21 protein-coding genes are annotated in these 22,349 nt (G+C 43.8%); 18 read left to right on the plus strand and 3 right to left on the minus strand.

Going from position 1 to position 22,349, the window contains the following annotated elements; genetic code table 11:
- Positions 1-109: 109 nt before the first annotated feature.
- From P6709_RS05070 to P6709_RS05090, 5 genes are all read left to right on the plus strand, one after another.
- Positions 110-1,411 (plus strand): HD domain-containing protein, encoded by a 1,302-nt coding sequence (locus P6709_RS05070; protein WP_278239818.1) that lies wholly within the window; start codon positions 110-112, stop codon positions 1,409-1,411.
- A 32-nt stretch (positions 1,412-1,443) separates the two neighbouring features.
- Entirely contained in the window at positions 1,444-1,947 is a 504-nt protein-coding gene (locus tag P6709_RS05075; protein WP_278239819.1) for a YwgA family protein, read from the plus strand.
- Positions 1,948-2,223: 276 nt separating this feature from the next.
- Entirely contained in the window at positions 2,224-2,976 is a 753-nt protein-coding gene (locus tag P6709_RS05080; protein WP_278239820.1) for a DeoR/GlpR family DNA-binding transcription regulator, read from the plus strand.
- Positions 2,973-3,887, plus strand: a complete 915-nt coding sequence (gene pfkB / locus P6709_RS05085) for a 1-phosphofructokinase (protein WP_278239821.1) — start codon at positions 2,973-2,975, stop codon at positions 3,885-3,887. Before P6709_RS05080 ends, pfkB begins: the two co-directional genes overlap by 4 nt.
- Before the next feature lie 14 nt (positions 3,888-3,901).
- Complete coding sequence (locus P6709_RS05090; protein WP_278239822.1) at positions 3,902-5,830, plus strand: PTS fructose transporter subunit IIABC; 1,929 nt, start codon at positions 3,902-3,904, stop codon at positions 5,828-5,830.
- Between the two features lie 114 nt (positions 5,831-5,944).
- Here the strand turns inward: P6709_RS05090 and P6709_RS05095 are convergent, their stop codons facing one another.
- Positions 5,945-6,160, minus strand: coding sequence for a 2-hydroxymuconate tautomerase (locus P6709_RS05095; protein WP_278240512.1), 216 nt, complete (start codon positions 6,158-6,160; stop codon positions 5,945-5,947).
- A 133-nt stretch (positions 6,161-6,293) separates the two neighbouring features.
- On the opposite strand from P6709_RS05095, the gene P6709_RS05100 reads away from it, so the two are divergent.
- Entirely contained in the window at positions 6,294-6,944 is a 651-nt protein-coding gene (locus tag P6709_RS05100) for a site-2 protease family protein (protein ID WP_278239823.1), read from the plus strand.
- A gap of 20 nt (positions 6,945-6,964) precedes the next feature.
- The gene (locus tag P6709_RS05105) at positions 6,965-7,477 is read left to right on the plus strand and encodes a YwhD family protein (RefSeq protein ID WP_278239824.1); all 513 of its coding nucleotides are present in this window, start codon (positions 6,965-6,967) and stop codon (positions 7,475-7,477) included.
- A 179-nt stretch (positions 7,478-7,656) separates the two neighbouring features.
- On the opposite strand, the gene P6709_RS05110 is transcribed toward P6709_RS05105, so the two are convergent.
- Complete coding sequence (locus tag P6709_RS05110; RefSeq protein WP_278239825.1) at positions 7,657-9,747, minus strand: transglycosylase domain-containing protein; 2,091 nt, start codon at positions 9,745-9,747, stop codon at positions 7,657-7,659.
- A 388-nt stretch (positions 9,748-10,135) separates the two neighbouring features.
- Here P6709_RS05110 and speE point away from each other — a divergent pair, with 388 nt between their 5' ends.
- From speE to P6709_RS05160, 10 genes are all read left to right on the plus strand, one after another.
- On the plus strand, positions 10,136-10,966 hold the full coding sequence (speE, locus tag P6709_RS05115; protein ID WP_278239826.1) for a spermidine synthase: 831 nt from the start codon (positions 10,136-10,138) through the stop codon (positions 10,964-10,966).
- A gap of 12 nt (positions 10,967-10,978) precedes the next feature.
- Positions 10,979-11,851: an agmatinase gene (speB, locus tag P6709_RS05120; protein ID WP_278239827.1), complete on the plus strand. Its 873-nt coding sequence runs from the start codon at positions 10,979-10,981 to the stop codon at positions 11,849-11,851.
- Between the two features lie 168 nt (positions 11,852-12,019).
- Entirely contained in the window at positions 12,020-12,454 is a 435-nt protein-coding gene (locus P6709_RS05125; RefSeq protein ID WP_278239828.1) for a DUF1934 domain-containing protein, read from the plus strand.
- Positions 12,451-14,121 (plus strand): arginine--tRNA ligase, encoded by a 1,671-nt coding sequence (argS, locus tag P6709_RS05130; RefSeq protein ID WP_278239829.1) that lies wholly within the window; start codon positions 12,451-12,453, stop codon positions 14,119-14,121. Before P6709_RS05125 ends, argS begins: the two co-directional genes overlap by 4 nt.
- Before the next feature lie 127 nt (positions 14,122-14,248).
- Positions 14,249-15,163 (plus strand): hypothetical protein, encoded by a 915-nt coding sequence (locus tag P6709_RS05135; RefSeq protein ID WP_278239830.1) that lies wholly within the window; start codon positions 14,249-14,251, stop codon positions 15,161-15,163.
- A gap of 385 nt (positions 15,164-15,548) precedes the next feature.
- The gene (locus P6709_RS05140) at positions 15,549-16,187 is read left to right on the plus strand and encodes a class I SAM-dependent methyltransferase (protein WP_278239831.1); all 639 of its coding nucleotides are present in this window, start codon (positions 15,549-15,551) and stop codon (positions 16,185-16,187) included.
- Between the two features lie 101 nt (positions 16,188-16,288).
- Positions 16,289-16,762 carry an S-ribosylhomocysteine lyase gene (locus P6709_RS05145; RefSeq protein ID WP_278239832.1) on the plus strand — a complete coding sequence of 158 codons (474 nt, stop codon included), beginning with the start codon at positions 16,289-16,291 and terminating at the stop codon, positions 16,760-16,762.
- The gene (gene cysK / locus P6709_RS05150) at positions 16,763-17,686 is read left to right on the plus strand and encodes a cysteine synthase A (RefSeq protein ID WP_278239833.1); all 924 of its coding nucleotides are present in this window, start codon (positions 16,763-16,765) and stop codon (positions 17,684-17,686) included.
- 3 nt (positions 17,687-17,689) lie between these two features.
- Positions 17,690-18,826 (plus strand): bifunctional cystathionine gamma-lyase/homocysteine desulfhydrase, encoded by a 1,137-nt coding sequence (locus tag P6709_RS05155; RefSeq protein WP_278239834.1) that lies wholly within the window; start codon positions 17,690-17,692, stop codon positions 18,824-18,826.
- 132 nt (positions 18,827-18,958) lie between these two features.
- On the plus strand, positions 18,959-19,471 hold the full coding sequence (locus tag P6709_RS05160; RefSeq protein WP_278239835.1) for a hypothetical protein: 513 nt from the start codon (positions 18,959-18,961) through the stop codon (positions 19,469-19,471).
- Positions 19,472-19,543: 72 nt separating this feature from the next.
- Here P6709_RS05160 and P6709_RS05165 read toward each other — a convergent pair whose 3' ends face one another.
- On the minus strand, positions 19,544-20,857 hold the full coding sequence (locus tag P6709_RS05165) for an MFS transporter (protein WP_278239836.1): 1,314 nt from the start codon (positions 20,855-20,857) through the stop codon (positions 19,544-19,546).
- A gap of 136 nt (positions 20,858-20,993) precedes the next feature.
- Here P6709_RS05165 and P6709_RS05170 point away from each other — a divergent pair, with 136 nt between their 5' ends.
- Positions 20,994-22,244 (plus strand): helix-turn-helix domain-containing protein, encoded by a 1,251-nt coding sequence (locus P6709_RS05170; protein WP_278239837.1) that lies wholly within the window; start codon positions 20,994-20,996, stop codon positions 22,242-22,244.
- The last annotated feature ends 105 nt before the right edge of the window (positions 22,245-22,349 follow it).

Genomic DNA, 22,349 nt, shown 5'->3' on the forward strand with positions numbered 1-22,349 from the left:
TCAAAAATTGAGATGCCGGCATTTGGAAATGATCTGAATATGTCAAGTAGTGCAACAAAAAAATTAATCGGTATAATAAGAATAATGATGTGCAGGGAGAGGCGAAAAGATGGTGTATTCCAAGCAGAAACTTCATGAAGAAAAGGTATTCAAAGATCCTGTTCACCGCTATATCCACGTACGGGACCAAGTGATCTGGGATTTAATCGGCACAAAGGAATTTCAGCGGCTGCGCCGGATCCGTCAGCTTGGCACTACCTATTTAACCTTCCACGGAGCAGAACACAGCCGGTTTAATCACTCGCTGGGTGTTTATGAAATTATAAGAAGAATCACAGATGATGTTTTTGCCAACCGGCCTGAATGGAACGAAAATGAGCGCCTGCTGTCTCTGTGTGCTGCTCTCCTTCATGATTTGGGGCATGGACCATTTTCCCATTCGTTTGAAAAAGTATTCGAACTTGACCATGAAGCATTTACTCAAGCGATTATTCTTGGAGAAACAGAAGTCAATGAGGTGCTGCGCAGAGTTTCACCGACATTCCCGCAGAATGTATCTGATGTAATTGCCAAAACCTATGAAAACAAGCAGGTCATTTCGTTAATTTCAAGTCAGATCGACGCTGACCGCATGGACTATCTTCAACGAGATGCTTATTTCACAGGTGTCAGCTACGGTCATTTTGATATGGAGCGAATATTGCGTGTTTTGCGTCCAAGAGAAGACCAGGTAGTAATAAAATCGAGCGGGATGCACGCAGTGGAAGATTATATTATGAGCCGGTACCAAATGTATTGGCAGGTTTATTTTCATCCGGTTACGCGAAGCTCTGAAGTGATTTTGACCAAAATTCTCCACAGGGCCAAGGAACTAAGTGAAAATAATTATACATTTGCGTATGAGCCGTATCATTTTCTATCCATATTTAAAGGTGCAGTTACATTAAAGGATTACGTAAAGCTGGATGAATCGATCATTCTTTACTATTTTCAAATGTGGGAAGAAGAAGAAGATCCAATTTTACGCGATCTCTGCAGACGTTTTATGAATCGTAATCTATTTAAATATGTTGAATTTGACCCGTCAAAAGAATACAAGAAATTAAATGAACTTGAAAAATTGTTTGAACAGGCAGGCTTGAATCCCGACTATTATCTTGTCGTGGATTCATCATCTGATCTTCCGTACGATTTCTACAGACCGGGTGAAGAAGAAGAGCGGCTGCCGATTCATTTAATGATGCCAAATGGAGAACTGAAAGAATTATCTAGACAATCAGATATTGTGGACGCGATATCGGGTAAAAGAAGAACGGACCACAAGCTCTATTTCCCAAAGGATTGTATTTTAGATGATTCCTCACATAAAGAAGTAAAAGCAAAAATTAAGAGCATTCTCAGTCTGGAATAACCCAGCAAGGCGCTTAAAGGAGTGGAAGAACCATGATGAAGGACCATGCAAAGCTTATGCAGGCCTTTTTCGTTTCGGGGGAGATCGTTGGACGGAAAAAGCTGCAGAAGATGATTTATATTGCCAAAAAGCTGTCCTTTCCTTTTCAGGAAAAATATCAGTTTCATTTTTTCGGCCCCTATTCAGAAGAATTAACATTGCGGGTGGAAGAGCTGTGCAATATGGGGTTTATCAATGAAACAAAAGAAAAAAAGAGCGGCTATACGCAGTATCGCTACTCAATCACAGAAGAAGGCCAGGCATTTTTAAATGCACAGGCTGCTAATCCTATGCCGGAAGTAGAGGGCTGTTTGAAAGACCTCAATACACAATCCTCCCGCTTCCTGGAGCTGGTATCCACCATGCTTTATTTTGAAGGCTTAGATGAGCAGGAACTGATCGAAAAGGTCCAAAAAGTAAAAAGCAAACAAAATTATACATCAGAAGAAATTGTGGAGGCTTTATCTTATATAAAGCATCTGTCCACCGTTTCTTAAACTGCGGAAGCATCCGCCTGAAGCACAGTGAACCGGTCAACGAGCCTGAGACATTTTTGTCTCAGGCTCGTTTTTATTTGTGCAAGTCTGAGCTTGATTGCTAAAAAAACAAGGGCATCTATTATTATATTGATTACTAAATCGCCTTTAGAAAATGAGCGTTCATAAACCCATCACATTATTGATCGTTTGTGATTGATTTTGAAACTTTTTGATTGATTTTTGAAAGCGTTCTCTTTATACTGAGATTAAGTTAAAGTATTGGAGGCAGAAACGTTGCTGACCGACGAGAGATTCGCGCTGATTTTAGAATGCGTTAAACACCAGGACATTGTGAAGATCCAAGAATTGGTTGAACGGACAGGGGCTTCAGAATCCACGATTCGCAGGGATTTAACCGAGTTGGAAAATAAAAAGTTTATCAAGCGTGTTCACGGAGGAGCCAGGCTGCTGAAAGGCAAGCTGCAGGAAGCCAGTGTTCCTGAAAAATCATCCAAAAGCCTTCATGAAAAGAAAAAAATAGCTCAATTTGCAGCTTCGAAGGTAGAAAAAGGAGATTGTATTTTTATAGATGCAGGCACGACTACACAGCAAATGATCGGTTATCTGCCTCACGAAGAAATTGTGGTGGTCACAAACGGATTGATGCACGTGGAGGAGCTTCTCGAACGGGGCATTAAAACTTATCTGATCGGCGGTGCTGTAAAGCCGCGTACAAATGCAATGGTAGGAAGAGGAGCGCTTGAATCCATCAAAGCTTACCGGTTTGATAAAGCGTTTATGGGTACAAACGGTGTTCATCCTGAGTTTGGGTATACAACACCGGACCCGGAGGAAGCACAAGTAAAGGAGCTTGCGATCTCACTTTCAAGAGAAGTCTTTATGCTTGCTGATGACTCCAAAATAGGAGAAATTGCTTTTGCTTCATTTGGAAACATTAAGGATGCGTACCTTATCGTAAATGAACTCGAAGAAGAAACGGAAACGTTATATCAAAAACAAACAACAGTAAAGGTGGTGGGATCGTGATTGTCACTGTAACACTGAATCCTTCGGTGGATTATGTCGTAAGGGTGGAGGAGCTGAAGGTAGGCTCTTTAAACCGGACGGAAGACACTGCCTATTTTGCAGGCGGTAAAGGCATCAACGTTTCTCAGGTTTTGCAGGAACTGAACATTAACAGCACAGCAACTGGATTTGTAGGAGGATTCAGCGGGAAATTTATTGTGGACTCACTGGCAGAAAAGGGTATTCACACACACTTTGTTGACGTCCAGGAGCCCACGCGAATTAATATTAAATTAAAAACAGGGCAGGAAACAGAAATTAACGGCGCCGGCCCTGCGATTACAGAACAGAATCTTGATTCGTTTTTCACAAGTCTTGATCAATATGGAGAGGGAGATACGCTCGTACTTGCGGGGAGCATCCCATCTTCATTGCCGCGAACCTTATATGGCACTCTTTCCAAAAAGGCAGCATCCAGAGGAATGAAGGTTGTGATTGATGCAGAAAAGGCGCTTCTTGAACCAGCACTTAACACACCTCTCTATTTTATTAAACCCAACCATCATGAACTGGGTGAATATTTTGGAGTGGAGATCAACTCAATGGACGATGCCATTGTATACGGAAAAAAACTGCTGTCCTATGACATTGAAAACATTATGATCTCCATGGCGGGTGATGGCGCGCTTTTGCTAACGAAAGAGGCTTCCTATCGTGCTGAAGTGCCAAAAGGGAAGGTTAAGAACAGTGTTGGGGCAGGAGACTCTTCAGTCGCAGGCTTTTTAGCAGGAAAAGAAAGAGGCTTGCCCATTGAAGAAGCCTTCCGCCTAAGCGTTGCAACAGGCTCGGCGACTGCTTTTTCAGAAGGACTTGCTGAAGCGGGAGAAGCAGAACGGTTAGTTCAGGATGTTACGATTCATACGTTAAAATAGAGGAGGGGCACCAATTGAAAATTACAGATCTATTAACGAAAAGTACGATCAAGCTGGATCTTCAATCCACTCAAAAACCGGATACAATTGAAGAAATGGTCTCGGTCTTAGATGCGGCTGGAAAACTGTCAGATCGTGAAGGGTACAAAAAAGCGATTCAGGCGAGGGAAGATCAGACGACAACAGGAATTGGCGAAGGCATAGCGATTCCTCATGCGAAAACAGAAGCGGTAAAAGAACCAGCCATTGCGTTTGGACGTTCCGCTCAAGGGCTTGACTATGAATCACTTGATGGTCAGCCAGCCCACCTGGTGTTTATGATTGCTGCAACAGCGGGGGCAAATGATACGCATTTGAAAGCGCTAAGCCGTTTGTCTATGCTGCTGCTGAAAGAAGAAGTGAAGCAGGGGCTGCTGGATGCAAAAACTCCCGATGAAGTATTGGCTCTTATTTCTCATTTTGAAGATGAAAAAGAAAAAGAAGAGGCAGCTGAGAATGAGGCGGAGAACGTTGATTCAGGTGGAGATCAGGAAACCGATGTAAATGCAGCGATTGCTCCAACAGGCAAAGTGCTGGCCGTTACAGGCTGTCCAACAGGGATTGCCCATACGTATATGGCAGCAGATGCGTTAAAAAATAAAGCAAAAGAAATGAATATTGACATTAAAGTAGAAACAAATGGTTCGGATGGTGCGAAAAATGTACTGACTGCTGCTGATATCGAGCAGGCAGTAGCGATCATCGTAGCTGCTGATACAAAAGTGGAAATGGATCGTTTTAAAGGGAAACACGTGATCGAAGTGCCTGTTACAGACGGCATCCGCAAAACGGAGCAGCTGATTAATCGGGCAATCGAACAGGATGCGCCGATTTACAAAGGTTCTGGCTCTTCCAAATCGGATGACGGGGAAGAATCGAGTGGAGGAAAAGGGCGGTCAGGAATCTACAAGCATCTGATGAACGGTGTTTCCAATATGCTTCCGTTTATCGTCGGCGGCGGAATTTTGATTGCTGCTTCCTTTGCTTTTGAAGATCAGCTTACAGGAGAAAGATCACCTTTAGGCGATATTTTAAGCATGATTGGCGGAGAAGCGTTCTTCCTTATTGTACCTGTGCTTGCCGCATTTATCGCAATGAGCATTGCAGACCGTCCCGGTTTCATGCCTGGTATGGTCGGCGGTTTAATGGCTGCAAATGGAGAAGCAGGATTTCTAGGCGGAATTATCGCCGGTTTCTTAGCTGGTTATATAGTGGTCGGATTAAAGGCACTCTTTAAAAATCTGCCCGCAATCCTTAACGGTCTTAAACCGGTCTTAATTTATCCGCTGCTTGGTGTACTTGCGACAGGATTAATCATGTATCTTGCCATTCAGCCGTTAAGTGCCCTGAATCAGGGAGTCATTAACTGGCTTGGCGGTCTTGGTACCGGAAACCTTGCCCTTCTTGGAATCCTTCTGGGGGGTATGATGGCAGTTGATATGGGAGGACCTATCAATAAAGCCGCATATGCCTTTGCACTGGCAGTTGCTGCAGACGGACAGTTTGGTCCGCAGGCAGCCGTTATGGCAGGAGGAATGGTGCCGCCGCTAGGTTTGGCACTCGCAACCACATTCTTTAAACGTAAATTTAATGACCAGGAAAGAAAGACTGGTTTTTCTGCTTACTTTCTTGGCGCCTTCTTTATTACAGAAGGAGCAATTCCGTTTGCTGCTGCAGATCCGCTTCGGGTTATTCCTTCAGCAGTCGTCGGTTCAGCTATAGCAGGGGGGATGACGCTTTGGTTTGACCTTGCTCTGCGTGCACCGCACGGAGGAATCTTTGTTTTTGCTACACTTGAAGACGGATTAATCAGCGTGCTGCTGTATACGCTGGCCATAGCAGTCGGAGCTGTCGTAACCGCCATTATGGTTGGATTGCTGAAAAAGCCGATTGAACAAAAATAATAGTCATGTAAAAAGGCTGGTCACAGGGTGAAAGAGTTCCTGTGACCAGCCTTTTAATTAGTTGATGATAAGAAACAGCGGAGACTCTATTCGTCTCCATGTTTAAATGATCTTTCAGTCTTCGTCGCTCAGACGCTTCCCTCCGACAGCATAATGGCTCTTTGTCATTTCCTCAATAAAGACGACTACTTTTTCTGCAGGTGCACCGGTTGTTTCGGTTACAGCTTCGGTTACTTTTTCCACCAGCGCTTTTTTCTGTTCTTCAGAACGGCCTTCAATCATTTTAACCGTTACATAAGGCATGTAAGTATCTCCTCTCTTTAGATGAATTTCAGCATCGTGTTCTTGATTCAAAATATGATACAATCATATCAATCAGCCGCTGCTTCTTTTAGTGTAAACGACCTTGACGATAACACAAGCAGGATGCACGCATGACGGTCGGAGGAAAGGAAGTGGCAGTGTGTTTTCTTTATTTAATCAACCGGAACAAATTGTTTATATAAGTATTACGCTCTTAGTGGCTTTTACCCTGCATGAATTTGCTCATGCGTATGTTGCCTGGAAATTTGGCGATCCAACGGCAAAAAATCAGGGGAGACTGACGTTTAATCCGCTGAAGCATCTTGATCCTATTGGAACGATTTTAATTTTTATTATCGGATTTGGCTGGGCCAAACCTGTACCGGTCAACCGGTTTTATTTTAAAAGGCCCCGTTTGGCAGGCGTGCTCGTATCGATTGCAGGACCGCTGACAAATCTCCTTATTGCATTTGCTGTTCAAGGTGTTTACATAGCACTGGTTGTTTCCGGTGTTCAGATGCCGGCGTTTGTTTCCGGTCTACTCATGACCATGGTGGGGTTGAACATTGTGTTATTTGTCTTTAATTTGATTCCTCTCCCTCCATTGGATGGCTACAGAATTATTGAGGATTTAGTGCCTGGCAGAATCAGGCCAAAGCTGACTCAATATGAACAATACGGTGGTATTCTTTTTCTCATTATTGCCATTACACCGCTCAGCAGTTACACGATAACGCCCCTTTTTAATACAGTCGTCCCGGCTGTTCGTGACACCATTACGATGTTCATAGCACTTTTGCTGGGATTATAACGGAATAGGAGTGAACGAAAATGACCGAAAAAAAGAAAAAAAATATAGGATTTAATATTATTAAGAATGATCCGACAGATGGGCATGGAGGGTTTGGCATTGGTGCACTCAGCCTGGATAATGTTTCTCCGGTCATCGTCGATGTAAACGAGGGAGAAGCAGAAATCGATGTCGGCGCCATGCATGCAAGATCAAAGGCGGAAAAAGGAGTGAAGTTTACGCAAAATCGTGAAGACTCTAAAGGCGGCAAGCCGTACTGGCTCGTATGGGTGACGATTGACCGGAAACAGGAAGGCCCCTTTTATGCAGGAGTTACAGCCTGTGAAATGGTCGTAAACCGGGAAAAAAGAAGAGGCTACAAGTTGCTGCCGGAGCATGTGAATTTGATGGACAAATCAATGAAAAGAAAAATCGTTGTCGATAAAATGGATGACAAATCAAAGAAAATCCTATCAGAATTTTTAAAGGCTCATAATGAAGAGATGTGGAAGCATTCTGATCCAGCCTTACATGAAGCGCTTCAAACGAATTGAGGAATAAATCACGTGAACAAATTGTGACGTTTTCCGTAAAAATGGTATCCTATATTGCTCTAATTGTCGAAACGGAGTACACTACTAATACAGTTGCATGAATGTGTAACTAGGACAAAAAAGCCCCGAGGCCGCACACCTCGGGGTTTCTTCTATTTTCAATTATGCTGGTATTACCTTTAAAACCATCGATCTAAAAACCAGGTATCGGCATCTGCTTCCTCAATTTCCTCAGGCTCTTCCGGAGGTGTCATGACCGGCTCTCCGGGTGCTTCGCCTTCCTCGCCAGTCTGATTTGAGCAGGCCTCAACGGGTTCTGTTTTTGATAAAAAGTAGGCAGTGCGCTGTCCTTCGCACTCTTCAGATGAAAGCAGGCCGGAGTGCGGGTCAATAGTAACAGCGACCACGCCGTCTGGCGGAACAAAGTATTCCTCCTTCGAACCTTCTAAAGCCCGCTCCATAAAGCGGATCCAAACTAATTTAGAGATCGCTTTATCTTCACTCAGTGTGATTTCTGTTCCTTCATCATACCCTGTCCATATTCCCGCTGTGAGAGATGGGGAGAATCCAATCATCCACTGATCAGAATTAGTGGTGCCTGATTTTGCGCCGTATTCTCTCGATTTTTCGTTCAGCAGGGTAATGCCTGTAACGGTGGAATAATCATTTAAAGCTGGATCAAATGTTCCTGTAAGCATATGTGACATCACAAAAGCGATGTCTGAATCAACTGCTTTGACAGGCTTTTCCTTATGCTCATAGATAACTTTTCCATCTGCCGTTTCCACTCTGCGGACAAAAACTGGCTTTGTGCGTTTTCCTCCATTTGCAAAAACATTGTACGCGTTTACCATTTGAAGAGGAACTACTTCAGAGGTTCCGAGAGCTGCTGCAGGACGGTTGTCTATTTTTGTTTCCAGTCCAAACCGTTTGCCGGCTTGACTGAGCACATTATGGCCGAGAAACTCATGCGTTTTGACCGCATAAATATTATCGGAAATAGCAAGCGCCTGAGCTAATGTAATGTCGTCATTTGCAAATTTATGATTAAAGTTCAAGGGTGAATATTCGCTGTTGCCGTTATCATACGTAAAGGTCGTAGGTTCGCTTCGCATGGTAGTTGCCGGGGTAAAGCCATGCTCGAGAGCGGCTGTATATAGAATGGGCTTTAGCGTTGATCCTGGCTGACGGACGGCCTGGGTCATGCGGTTAAAGGGGCTGGAATCGTAGTCCTTCCCGCCAATTAAAGCCTCTACATACCCATTTTTCGGGTTCAATGCAGCAAAGCCAACCTCGATTTTTGATTTTTCCGGTACAACCTCACTCATTATTTCTTCAGCAATTTTCTGTTTTTCAGGATCCAGTGTGGTGTAAATTTTCAGTCCGCCGTATTTTAAGTAATGAGGCTCCAGCCCAATTTCTCCTTCAAGCTCAGCCCAGACCGCGTCCTGAAAATAAGGAGCAAGATCCTCCGTTTCGTCTGCATGGATACCTGTCACCTTAATTTCTTCCAGCTTTGCTTCGTCTGCTTCCGCTTCTGAAATCGCTCCGTTGGATATCATTTCATCCAGGATCAGCTCCTGCCGGTCCTTTGCATTATCGTAATAGTCAACAGGTGAATAGCCGGAAGGTGATTTTGGAATGCCGGCAAGCATGGCGGCTTCCGCTAATGTTAGATCCTCTGCTGCTTTATCAAAATAAAACTGACTGGCAGCTTCAATGCCGTAAGCGCCGTGACCATAATATATGGTATTTAAATAGCCTTCTAAAATGGTGTCCTTATCATAATTCCATTCGAGCCGAACGGTATAAAGTGCTTCATTAAATTTTCTGGACCAGGTTTTATCATGTGAAAGATAAAGATTCCGGGCATACTGCTGAGAGATCGTGCTCGCTCCCTGAACCTTGGCCATGGCTTGAATATCAGCTACAACAGCTCCAGCGATCCGCTTAAAATCAAATCCGTTATGAGAAAAAAACTTTCGATCTTCTATCGCAATCGTCGCATCAATCGCATCAGGTGCTATTTTATCCAGCGGCTGCCAATATCTTTTTTCTCCTGAATGATGCTCCCCAATAGGTTCGTCACCGGCAGAATAAAGAATGGTGGACTGACTGACTGCCACGGATGGCGGCCCGGTCGTTTTAGCGTAAAAATATAAGCCGACGACTAATAAGCTCCATAATCCTGCTGCAAGGACGATGGATAATAAACTGTATCGCAGCGCTTTCCCAGCTTTTCTGCGCTTTCTCCTTTCTAATCTTCCCATAATTCCTACCCCCAGGCGTCTTTTACGTTAGTATGAGCGGAATGAGCAGAATTTAAACGCTGATTCCATAGGTCGAGTCATGTTAGAGATAGATTTAGTGCCTTTCCAGTCCTTTCAAAAACAGAAGACGTCTCCTCTTTTAAAAACTGCTTTAACACAGGGTTCCAGTCAGCTCTGCAAATATAAGAGGAGTCCAGGTATTTCCATGTGTGAACAGATTCATATTTCAGTGCTGATCCAGTAAAATATCTCTTGTATTTCTGCTGGATATCTCTATAATTTTTCATGTGTGTTTTTTATTTTGTGAGAGTGGAAAACAATGCATAGAACGACACAAATCCAAGAACAAACTCGATTATAAATATAGAGTAATAAAGGAGAATGCAAAATGGCAGGATTTTGGTTTACAGAAAAACAAACAGAAAACTTCGGTATTACAATGAAAGTAAATAAAACCCTTCACACAGAAAAAACGGATTTTCAGCATCTTGAAATGGCTGAAACTGCTGAATGGGGCAATATGCTATTTCTTGACGGCATGGTTATGACCTCTCAGCGCGACGAATTTGTCTATCATGAAATGGTGGCGCATGTACCGCTTTTCACTCATCCGAATCCTGAAAACGTTCTTGTTGTAGGCGGAGGAGACGGCGGTGTAATCCGTGAAGTATTAAAGCATCCTTCCGTTAAAAAAGCTACTTTAGTTGAAATTGACGGCAAAGTAATCGAGTACTCGAAAAAGTTTCTGCCTGAAATTGCCGGCGGTCTTGACGATGCACGTGTTGAAGTGATCGTAGGCGACGGATTTATGCATATTGCTGAAAGCGAAAATGAATTTGATGTCATTATGGTCGATTCTACTGAACCTGTTGGACCTGCTGTCAATCTATTTACAAAAGGCTTCTATTCAGGCATTTCAAAAGCGTTAAAAGAAGACGGGATTTTTGTTGCACAGTCAGACAACCCATGGTTTAAGGCGGATTTGATTAAGCAGGTCATGAGTGATGTGAAGGAAATCTTCCCGATCACACGCCTGTACACAGCCAATATTCCAACGTATCCAAGCGGTCTCTGGGCGTTTACTCTTGGGTCCAAAAAACATGATCCACTAAAAGTTGCTGAAGAACGCTTTCATGACATTGAGACGAAATACTATACCAAAGAGTTACACAATGCGTCATTTGTTCTGCCGAAGTTCGTGAAAGATTTGACGGAATAGGAGGGAAACGAGATGCGTTTTGATGAAGCTTATTCTGGAAATGTGTTTATAAAAAGTCATTCAAGCTATGAGGATGCGCAGGCGGTGATCTACGGGATGCCGATGGACTGGACGGTCAGCTACCGTCCCGGCTCCCGTTTTGGACCATCGCGGATCCGCGAAGTATCCATCGGACTTGAAGAATACAGTCCGTATTTGGATCGCGAGCTTGAAGAGGTAAAGTATTTTGACGCAGGGGACATTCCGCTGCCATTTGGAAATCCTTATAAAAGCATTGATTTGATTGAAGAGTATATAGATGGTTTAATGGCCGACGGAAAATTTCCTTTAGGAATGGGCGGGGAGCATCTGGTTTCCTGGCCGGTCATGAAGGCAGTGGCTAAAAAATATCCTGATCTTGCGATTATTCATATGGACGCCCACACGGATCTTCGCACAGATTACGAAGGGGAGCCGCTTTCACATTCCACGCCAATCCGGAAAATAGCCGAGCATATCGGACCCCAAAACGTCTATTCATTTGGAATCCGTTCCGGAATGAAAGAAGAGTTTGATTGGGCCAGGGAAAATGGCATGCATATCTCTAAATTTGAGGTTCTCGAGCCATTAAAAGAAATTCTTCCATCTCTCAAAGGACGTCCTGTTTATGTAACCATTGATATCGATGTGCTTGATCCTGCTCACGCACCTGGCACCGGCACTGTGGACGCTGGAGGCATTACGTCACGTGAACTGCTGGCATCTATTCATGCAATCGCAGGATCAGACGTAAAGGTAGTAGGGGCCGATCTTGTAGAAGTAGCTCCTATCTATGATCCTTCCGAGCAAACTGCGAACACAGCGAGCAAGCTGCTTCGCGAAATGATTTTAGGATGGATTAAATAAGAAAAACGCAATCTGCCGGATGGACCTCCGGCAGATTGTTTACGTTCTGCTCCTGAAAAGTGCATTGCAATTCATAAGAAACATTCTTATAATGGAAAGGTTAGAAAAAAGGCATACTGGAATATACAAGTTTTACTTTCAGTATGTTCGGTGAAAGGAGTGAAAAAAGTGGAAAACTCAACACCCGTCCATATTGAATTGATAACGGTGATTACTCAGCCAGACGGTTCTAAGGAAGAGTTCACACTTACTTCAGCCGGTGAATGGATGACAAAAAACAACATTGATTATTTAAAATATGAAGAATCACAGGAAGCAGGGACAGTGCGGACCATTGTTAAAATGGAAGAAGACCAGGCCGTGATCCTTCGCAGCGGCGCTTTGAAAATGAGGCTTGCATTTCGCACAGGGGAGGCCATGATGAGTACATATGAAAGTGAATATGGCACGTTATCTCTTGTTACGCAAACGAAGCGCTACACTCACCGCTCAACGGAAGGCAATGCCGGAACATTTCACGTCAACTATGGCCTCGAGATGGCTGGAAGCCCAGTAGGAAACTACGATATGACAATTAAGTATAAGGAGGCTGTATCAACATGACCATCGTGTTAAATGTCCAGGAAAATGTGAAGCAGGAAATCAAAGCAGCGGTAATAAAAGCGGGTTTGGCGTCAGAAGAGCAGCTGCCGGAAGTGGTGCTCGAAACACCGAAAGATAAAGCAAATGGCGACTTTTCAACTAATATGGCGATGCAGCTTGCGCGAATTGCGAAAAAAGCTCCGCGTGCGATTGCAGAAGGCATTGTAGAGCATTTTGATGCATCAAAAGCCTCTATTCAAAAAATCGACATTGCCGGACCGGGTTTTATAAACTTTTATATGGACAATGCCTACCTGAATAACTTAATTCCAGCCATTCTCGAAGCAGGTGAAGCATACGGGGAAACGGACGCCGGCAAAGGCCGTAAGATCCAGGTTGAGTTTGTTTCTGCTAATCCAACTGGCGATCTTCATCTTGGTCACGCAAGGGGAGCCGCTGTAGGAGATTCCCTTTGCAGCGTTCTTGCAAAAGCGGGCTATGATGTTTCACGGGAATATTATATTAATGATGCAGGAAATCAAATACACAATTTAGCTATTTCAGTAGAGGCGCGTTATTTCCAGGCGCTTGGCCGGGAGAAAGAAATGCCTGAAGACGGCTATCAGGGAGCAGACATCATTGGAATTGCAAATATGCTCGCAGATGAATTTGGAGATAAATACATTGATGCGCCGGCAGAAGAGCGATATGCGTTTTTCCGTGAATACGGATTAAAGTACGAGCTGAAAAAGCTGCAGGATGACCTTGAAGCATTCCGGGTTCCATTTGACGTATGGTTCTCAGAAACATCCTTATACAAAAACGGTAAAATTGACGCAGCGTTACGTACTTTAAACGAGCGCGGTCATGTATACGAACAGGATGGCGCCACCTGGTTCCGTTCAACGGAGCTTGGAGATGATAAGGACCGTGTGCTGATTAAAAATGACGGCTCTTATACCTACCTGACTCCGGATCTTGCGTATCACCGGGATAAGTTTGAACGTGGATTCGATAAAGTGATTAATATCTGGGGAGCGGACCACCATGGCTACATTCCACGCATGAAAGCGGCGGTGGAAGCACTTGGCTATAATCGTGATGACCTTGAAGTAGCGGTTATTCAAATGGTTCAGCTTTATAAAGACGGCGAGAAAATGAAAATGAGCAAGCGTACCGGAAAAGCGGTAACGATGCGCGAACTGGTGGACGAAGTTGGTCTTGATGCTGTCCGTTACTTTTTTGCGATGCGCAGCGGAGATTCACATATGGACTTTGATCTTGATTTGGCTGTTTCACAATCCAATGAAAATCCGGTCTACTATGCGCAGTATGCTCATGCCCGCATCTGCAGCATTATCCGTCAGGCAGAAGAACAGGGAATCGACCTGTCAACACCGGCTGATCTATCATTGATTGGAACAGAAAAAGAAGTGGACCTGCTGAAAAAGCTTGGCGACTTTCCGCAGGTTGTTGGAGATGCAGCCGAACTGCGCACACCACACAGAATTGCTACGTATATCAACGAAACAGCAGCGGCATTTCACAGCTTTTACAATGCCAACAAAGTGCTTGATGCAGATTCACCAGAACGCACCAAGGCGCGCCTTCAGCTGATACAATCTGTTCGTCAGACCCTTAAAAACGCGTTGAAATTAATTGGTGTAGAAGCACCTGACAAAATGTAACGATCAACAGCATTGAATCCATTTGATTCGATGCTGTTTTTAATTGGATAAACATGTCATTGCAAGATATCAGAATAAAGGATTCCTGCTTTTTTTCTCGAACTAGTATTAAAAAAGGGGGAATAAGATGAATATACTGGCTAAACATTTAACAAAGGACCAGGTCACAGCTATCCATTTATACATTCAACGGGAGGCCCGCGAACTGGACAGAGCCTTTCATTTTTTCCGACAGGGAGAGGGAACAGCTAAAGAAGTAATCCGCGCACTGCAGCACTATCAAAATGCAGACGGCGGATTTGGCCATGCACTTGAACCTGACAGCCGGCTGCTGGATTCCTCCGTCCTGAATACGACTTTAGCCCTTCAATTTCTCGTCCAGCTGCCAATCGACAGCTCCCGCCCTATGATTGAGCAGGCACTTGAGTATTTGACTTCGCAATTTGACAGCGAAAAGGGCATCTGGCCTATTGTTCCGCCCACCATTAACCATGTGCCGAGGGCTCCCTGGTGGAATGTAAATGAAGAAACAGGAGAAACAGGCTTTGAAAAAACACCTGGAAATCCTGCGGCAGAAATACTGGGCTATTTCCACTATTATCGTGACCACATCCCATCTGCTTTAATAAATGAAGTGGAAGCAATTGTCATGAAGCGCTGGGAAGAAATAGAGAGGTGGGATATGCATGAAGTTCAATGCTATTACCGGCTTGCCCAGATTACCGACAAGGAAGAAATTCAGCAGCGGATTATTACAAAAATGTCTACTCACCTGCACGATATATTTGCTCTTTCAAAGGATGAATGGTCGTCATACGGATTGCAGCCCATTGCTCTCATCAATCAGAAGCACTCATTTTTGTATAGTGAGTTGGAGGAAGTGGTGGAAGAAAATGCCTACTGGTACGCTGCCCAGCTCACCCAAGAAGGCTGCTTTGAACCAGCATGGGAGTGGGGACAATACCCTATGGAATGGCAGCAGGCAAAAAAAGAATGGTCCAGCTACCTCACCGTCATTGCCTGTCACCCTTTTAAAGTGTGATAGAGTGTTGCTTTAAAGAGGCTGGAGACAAACTCAAAAAAGTTAAAAAAAGAGGATATATTTATTAATAGTAATAGGTGAGCGGAGCGGAAGGTGGCGACTCCTGCAGGATATGACGGCAAGCTGAGACCCCGAAAGGCAAAGCCTGAGGAGGGCTCAGCGCCGTCCCTGCGGAAAGCGTCCGCCTGAAGCGAAGTGAACCGGTCGCAGAGCTTGAGACACTTTTGTCCCAAGCTCTTTAAAGGGCTACAAAAAGATTCCACATAATCAACGCCTCTGTCATGAAAGGTGACAGGGGCTTTATTTTTTGCTAAAATAATCACCGACCCTTCTTATTCCGAGTATATTGGTAAGAATACTTTAAATTGAATGGAGCGTGCAGATTATGGGTCGTGAATTTGTAGAAATTTTTGATGAGTGGATCGATAGCTATGATGAATCCGTTAGCGGCAAAGACGAGGAGTACCGTGAAGTTTTTGCCGGCTACGATGATATATTGCAAAAAGTTGCGGATGCTGCGCAGGGACTGACAGTGGAATTTGGCGTCGGCACCGGGAACTTAACAGAGAAGCTTTTGAAAAAAGGGATTAAAGTAGTAGGTATTGAACCGAATGCGGCGATGAGAGCGCACACCAAGCAGCGTTTTCCCGAGCTGCAGATAGAGGACGGCGACTTCACGAGCTTTCCGCTTCCTGAGGAGCCGGTGCAAACACTGGTCAGCACGTATGCGTTTCATCATCTAACCGATGAGGAAAAGAAAGAAGCCGTGCTTTATTACCGGAAAGTACTTTCTGAAGATGGTCAGGTTGTGTTTGCAGATACGATGTTCGAAAGTGACATTGCCCGCAAAAAGCAGTGGGAAAAAGTAGGGGCTCAAGGGTACATCAATCTTCTTGAAGATTTAAAGAGGGAGTATTATACAACAAAGCCTATTATGGAGGCCCTGTTTCAGGAAGCGGGATTTACTGTCGCTTTTACTCAGCTAAATGATTATGTATGGCTGATCCACGCTAAAAAAGCGTAGGATGTTAACCGCTAAATTCAATGGCTTTCTCTGTACAGCGAATAAATGAAGCTATAAGATAAAGACAACGGACTAAATTTGCGTAAAGGGGAGATTGAATCATGACGAAAAAAATGAATGTAGAAAGCTTTAACCTTGACCATACAAAAGTAGCAGCTCCATATGTAAGACTTGTAGGTGTAACGTCAGGACACAACGGAGACGAAATCCATAAATACGATGTTCGCTTTAAGCAGCCAAATAAAGAGCATATGAAAATGGATGGCCTTCATTCAATCGAGCATTTAATGGCAGAGAATATCCGCAATCATATGACAAATGTGATTGATATCGGTCCTATGGGCTGCCAGACAGGATTTTATTTATCTGTCATCAATCATAACAACTACGATGAAGTACTGGACGTGCTGGAAAAAACCTTAAACGATGTACTCCAAGCCACAGAAGTGCCTGCCTGCAACGAAGTGCAATGCGGCTGGGCAGCGAATCATAGCTTAGAAGGTGCAAAGGAAATTGCCCGTGACATGCTGGCGAAGCGTGATGAGTGGAAGGACGTTTTTGGTGAGGAAGCGTAAATGAATGTAGCAAAAAATGTGCAAGCATTGATTGGGAAAACACCAATCGTTGAACTATCTAATATTTCAATTCCAAATGGTGTACGCATTTTTGCCAAATTGGAATTTTTCAACCCAGGCGGAAGTGTCAAAGACCGCCTTGGATTGGAGCTTATTGAGGATGCGATTCAAAGAGGAAAGCTGAAGCCCGGCGGCACCATCATTGAGCCGACCGCAGGAAACACAGGAATCGGTCTGGCTCTTGCAGCAGCAGGCAGAGGCTTTCAGGTTGTGTTTGTTGTGCCGGAAAAGTTCAGTGTAGAAAAGCAAACGCTGATGCGCGCACTTGGCGCGACGGTGGTAAATACACCAACTGAAAAAGGCATGAGGGGCGCCATTCAAAAGTCAGAAGAACTGGTAAGGGAAACAGAAGGCTCCTTTTCTCCTGCCCAGTTTGGCAACCCTGCAAATCCCATGACGTATTATAAAACAATGGGGCCTGAAATCTGGCAGGACATGGACGGGAAAGTGGATGTTTTTGTCGCTGGCGCAGGCACTGGCGGAACATTCATGGGAACTGCCCGTTATCTAAAAGAACAGAACAGCAAGATTAAAACCGTGATTGTCGAGCCTGAGGGTTCAACGATTAATGGCGGGGAAAACGGTCCCCATAAAACAGAAGGAATCGGCATGGAGTTTTTACCGGATTACATGGACCGGTCGTATTTTAATGCGATTCACACAGTTGATGATGCGGATGCCTTTTACTGGGTTAAAGAGCTTGCCGCAAAAGAAGGTCTTCTTGTCGGCAGTTCGTCAGGTGCAGCATTTCATGCAGCCCTGAAGGAAGCAGAGACAGCGGAGCCTGGCGCACACATCGTTACCGTTTTTGCAGACAGCAGTGAACGGTACTTAAGTCAGAACATATACGAAGGTGGAATTTAAAGTATGAAACCAAAAACAAAATTAATTCACGGCGGGATTTTTGGCGATGAAGCCACAGGCGCCGTTTCTACACCTATTTATCAGGTGAGCACGTATAAGCAGGACGGCGTTGGCGGACTTCGCAACGGATATGAGTATTCACGTACAGGCAACCCGACCCGACACGCATTGGAAGAATTGATTCGGGACCTTGAAAATGGAGTCGCAGGCTTTGCATTTGGATCAGGAATGGCAGCCATTTCTTCTGTCATGATGATGTTTGGCGCAGGATCTCACATTGTTATGACCGATGACGTGTACGGCGGCTCTTTCCGTGTCATGACAAAAGTATTAAACCAGCTGGGCATTGATTCGACGTTTGTTGACACGAGCAATCCGGAAAATGTTGCAGCTGCTGTTCAGGAAAATACAAAAGCTGTATTCATTGAAACACCGACGAATCCATTATTGAAAGTAACAGATATTGCTGCTGTATCAGCAGTGGCAAAAGAACACGGTTTACTGACGATTGTGGACAATACGTTTACAACACCGTACTGGCAGACACCGATTGATCATGGTGCTGATATTGTTCTTCACAGCGCGACAAAATACATCGGCGGACACAGTGATGTTGTAGCAGGTCTGGTTGTTGTAAACTCAAATGAACTGGCTGAACGAGTGCATTTTATGCAAAACTCGGTCGGAGCCATTCTTGGACCACAGGATTCATGGCTGCTAATCAGAGGCTTGAAAACCCTCGGACTCCGAATGGAAGAGCACGAAGTAAACGCGAAAGAAATTGTTGCCTTCTTAGAAAAGCACGAAGGCATTTCAAAAATTCACTATCCAGGCATTAAATCACACCCAGGACATGAAATTGCTCAAAAGCAGTCGCGCGGATTTGGCGGTATGATCTCGTTTGATGTAGGAAGCGCTGAGAAAGCAGAAGAGGTCTTGAAAAAAGTACGCTACTTCACGCTGGCAGAAAGTCTTGGAGCTGTCGAAAGCCTGATCTCTCTTCCAGCCAAAATGACGCATGCATCCATTCCTCCGGAGCGCCGTGCTGAGCTGGGCATAACGGATGGTTTGGTTCGAATTTCAGTAGGAATAGAAGACATTGAAGATTTGCTCATAGATTTGGAACAGGCATTAGCCTGATGAAAAAAGTCGCCATTTGGCGGCTTTTTTTATGATTTTTTTCGACAGGATCAGGAAAGAATAAGAGGTATAATCAAAAAACAAACGAATGCGGCTTTTAGAACGAAAGAAAAACAGAGCGGAGGGGAACGGATGAAACAGCAGAGGCGAAGAATGATTTTAGCCATTATCTTTTTCTTTTCAGTATTTTACGGCGTTATGGCCATCATAGAAACCATGGCCGGAACATTTGAAACCCCGGAAGAAGCCGTGGCAGCTGAGGTTTCAGCTGCAGCAGACTATACGATCGAATACAACAGGGACCACACGGTAGCGGCTGTGTTTACAAAAAACAGCGTGAATATCTTTCGAAAAGGGGTCTTTGGGTGGAAGCACAGCTTTGGTGATGACCGGCCCCAGGACTCCGCTACGGTTATTGAAAATGCAGGAAATTCCAAGCTGCTTTATGCCAAAGTGAATGAAGACACAGATAAAGTGTCACTGAAGGATGAAGAAGCGAAAGTATTTAAAACTAAAGACGGAGCGGGCTATTGGATTTTATTCGATCTGCCGGAAACGCTGGAGGAAATGGAGACTCTGCCGGTTTCCTATTTTGATGCTGAAGGAAACATCCTGAACCAATACGAAGTAGAATTCATGGATTAACGTTTAAGGCAATAAAGCACCCCTGAAGGCAGAAGTGAAGTCTGTCTTTTGAGGTGCTTTTTTAGCGATGGGTCAGGAGGATAGACTTTCCGAAACCTCCTGAAGAGCGGGATCTTTTTTTGCTGGAAGAGGCTCATCCTTCACACGGGATCCACGCAAGCCATATAAGGTCACTGAAAAAAGCATGCCGGCTGAAGCGAGAATAATCCATTGAGGGGACACAACATCATACAGGAATCCATAAAGGACTAATCCAATCGGAGAGATCCCTGTAGCCAGCATTTCAAGTAACCCGAATACACGTCCTCTGTAGCTTTCGGGAGTTGTTTTTTGAAGAATAACCATAATAGGCGTGTTGATCATGACCATGAGTAAACCCATCATAAATCCAGTTGCCATGTAAAAACCAACAAAGCCAAAGTCAGGCATGGATATGAGTAAAGGAACGGCGATTAAAGCAAATATAATCCCCAGCGATAAAAGTCCTCCGCGAATGGTGCGGATGGGCTTTTTAAATTCAGGACGAGTTGCGATAAAAACGGATGTTAACAGAGTACCAACGCCAAGCATTGCCTCGATTAACCCTAATTGTTGAGAAGAAGCCTGCAGCACTTCGATGATAATAAAAGGAAGACCGACAGTCATTGCCATAAAGAAAAAATTTACCCAAAGAGCGACTGTCATTATTGAAAAAAGAACGTGATGATTTTTTACATAAACAGCTCCATCTTTAATGCTGCTGAACATGGATTGATTAGTTGTCAAAGAAGCATTTTCTTTTTCAGCAGCAGGCTTTTTAAATAAAGTAAAATGAATATTTGCTTCAAGAATGGCGACAACTCCATATGCTACAGCGTGACAAAGTAAAAAAACTTCAATTGAAAAGTATCCGTACATCACACCGCCAAGAATGGGACCTAAAATACTGGCAAGTGAGGTAGAGGACTGGGTTAGCGATACTGCACGCTGGATTCTCGGCTCATCAATAAAATTTGCAATAGCAGCTGTTAGTCCAATACCTGAAAAAGTGGCAAAGACAGACAAAAAAGCGGAGGTAAAATAAATAACGGGCAGGGATAAACCGTTGAGTAAGGTGTAAATGAAAACGATCGCCATCGTCACGGTCATAAGAGCGTGGGAAGCAACAACAACAGGCTTTTTAGGCAGCCGGTCCAAAATATGCCCGGCGATGGGTGAAAAAATAATGCGGGGAATCATGGAACAGAGCATCGTGAGGGCAAAGCTCGAAGCAGAGCCTGTCAGCCCTAAAACAAATAACCCGATTCCGAACATATAAATATGAGCGCCGATGGTTCCGACAAATTCACTTCCGGTAAATAGGTAAAGATTGCGGGTGGCTCGCTTAATCCGTTGAGTCTCAGTCATCATTTCTCATCTCCTGTTTTTACAGTTTAATTTAATTAAACTTATCGTAGCATCTTAATTCTTTCAATTCAAGTTAAAGTTTAATATAATTAAACTATAGAAAAGAAATCAGTCTAAAGAAAGCAGTGGTAACAGCATGAATGAACTTGGAGAACGCATCAAAGAGCTACGAAAAGAAAAAGGGATGACGCTCGTAGAAGTTGCGGGTGATCAGCTCACAAAAGGAATGCTGAGTTTAATTGAAAACGGCAAAGCGAAGCCATCGATGGAAAGCTTAGCGCATATTGCACGTCAGCTTGGTGTGGATGTGCATCTTTTATTGGAAGAACGTTCCACTGAAGAAATCAAACAACTTTTAGTTCAAATAGAAGATCAAATCGAAGAAGCTGAAAAAGAATTTTCAATAGATAAAGTAAAACACTTACTTCAAAAAATTTATGAAAAAATCAGTCCGCTGTTTAATCAAAAACTCCCGACAACGTATGAAACGGGACGACTCTATGAACTAGGGGGCAGATGTCTGCTCGTCTTGGAAAGATCAAAGGAAGGGCATGAAGCGATTGAAGAATCCGTTCGGATTTATGAATCATTATCATTGTTCAATCAAGCCCTAAAAGCCAAAATCCGTTTCTTATATGAAGATATGAAAGTCGGGTCTTTTGAAAAGGCTCTTGATCAAATTGAAGTATTCAAAAAAGAGTACAAAGATAAAAATATTGTTATTGAGCCAGTCGTACAAATTGAATTGGACTATGCTGAGTTAATCATTTTATATGGACTTGGAGAATACGGTCGCGGAAGAGAAGTATTAACCAATCTTATAAAATACTCAAAGCAAAAACGCGTGTATTATTTAATGGACGATATTTACCGTTTAGCCGCGTTTCATGCATTAGTAAATAAAGATGAAGAAAACTTTAACCATTATATTTTGAAATCAAGACAGTTTGCATTATTTACAGATAATGATGAAACGTTAGGCTATGCGTTGTTTATTGAAGCACATTATCATAATGAGTACACCAAAGATCATGATCAGGCATTATCCATTTTAGCCGACCTGAAAGAATTAATTGAAAAGGTTGGAGAGAGTTTGGGCGGGAATTTCTATTTAGAAAAAGGAAAAGCCTTTTACGGAAAAGGAATGATCGATGAGGCTTTAGAACAGTTTGAATTTTTTGAGCACCCGAGCTACGCCACACATCCTTTTGATCTGGCGATGATTTATACAATCGACAGCTACCGTGCACTCTGCTTTGCTCAAAAAGGCCAGCGTGAAAAAGCCATTCCTTATGCAGAAAAAGCGGTTGCCCAATTATCCACACTTCCTCATAGTCCGTATCATGATTTTGCTAAGGAGACGCTCGTTCAGCTGCAGAATCAGTAATGTACAACCCTTTCAAAAGTGCAGAAACAAGTCTGCCGCACTCTTTTAAGGGAGGGCGGCTTTTTTCATGCATCAATTAATCGAACTGCTTGCATTATAAGGTAA

Origin of the sequence: Jeotgalibacillus sp. ET6 (assembly GCF_029667115.1) — a bacterium.
Taxonomy (GTDB): domain Bacteria; phylum Bacillota; class Bacilli; order Bacillales; family Jeotgalibacillaceae; genus Jeotgalibacillus.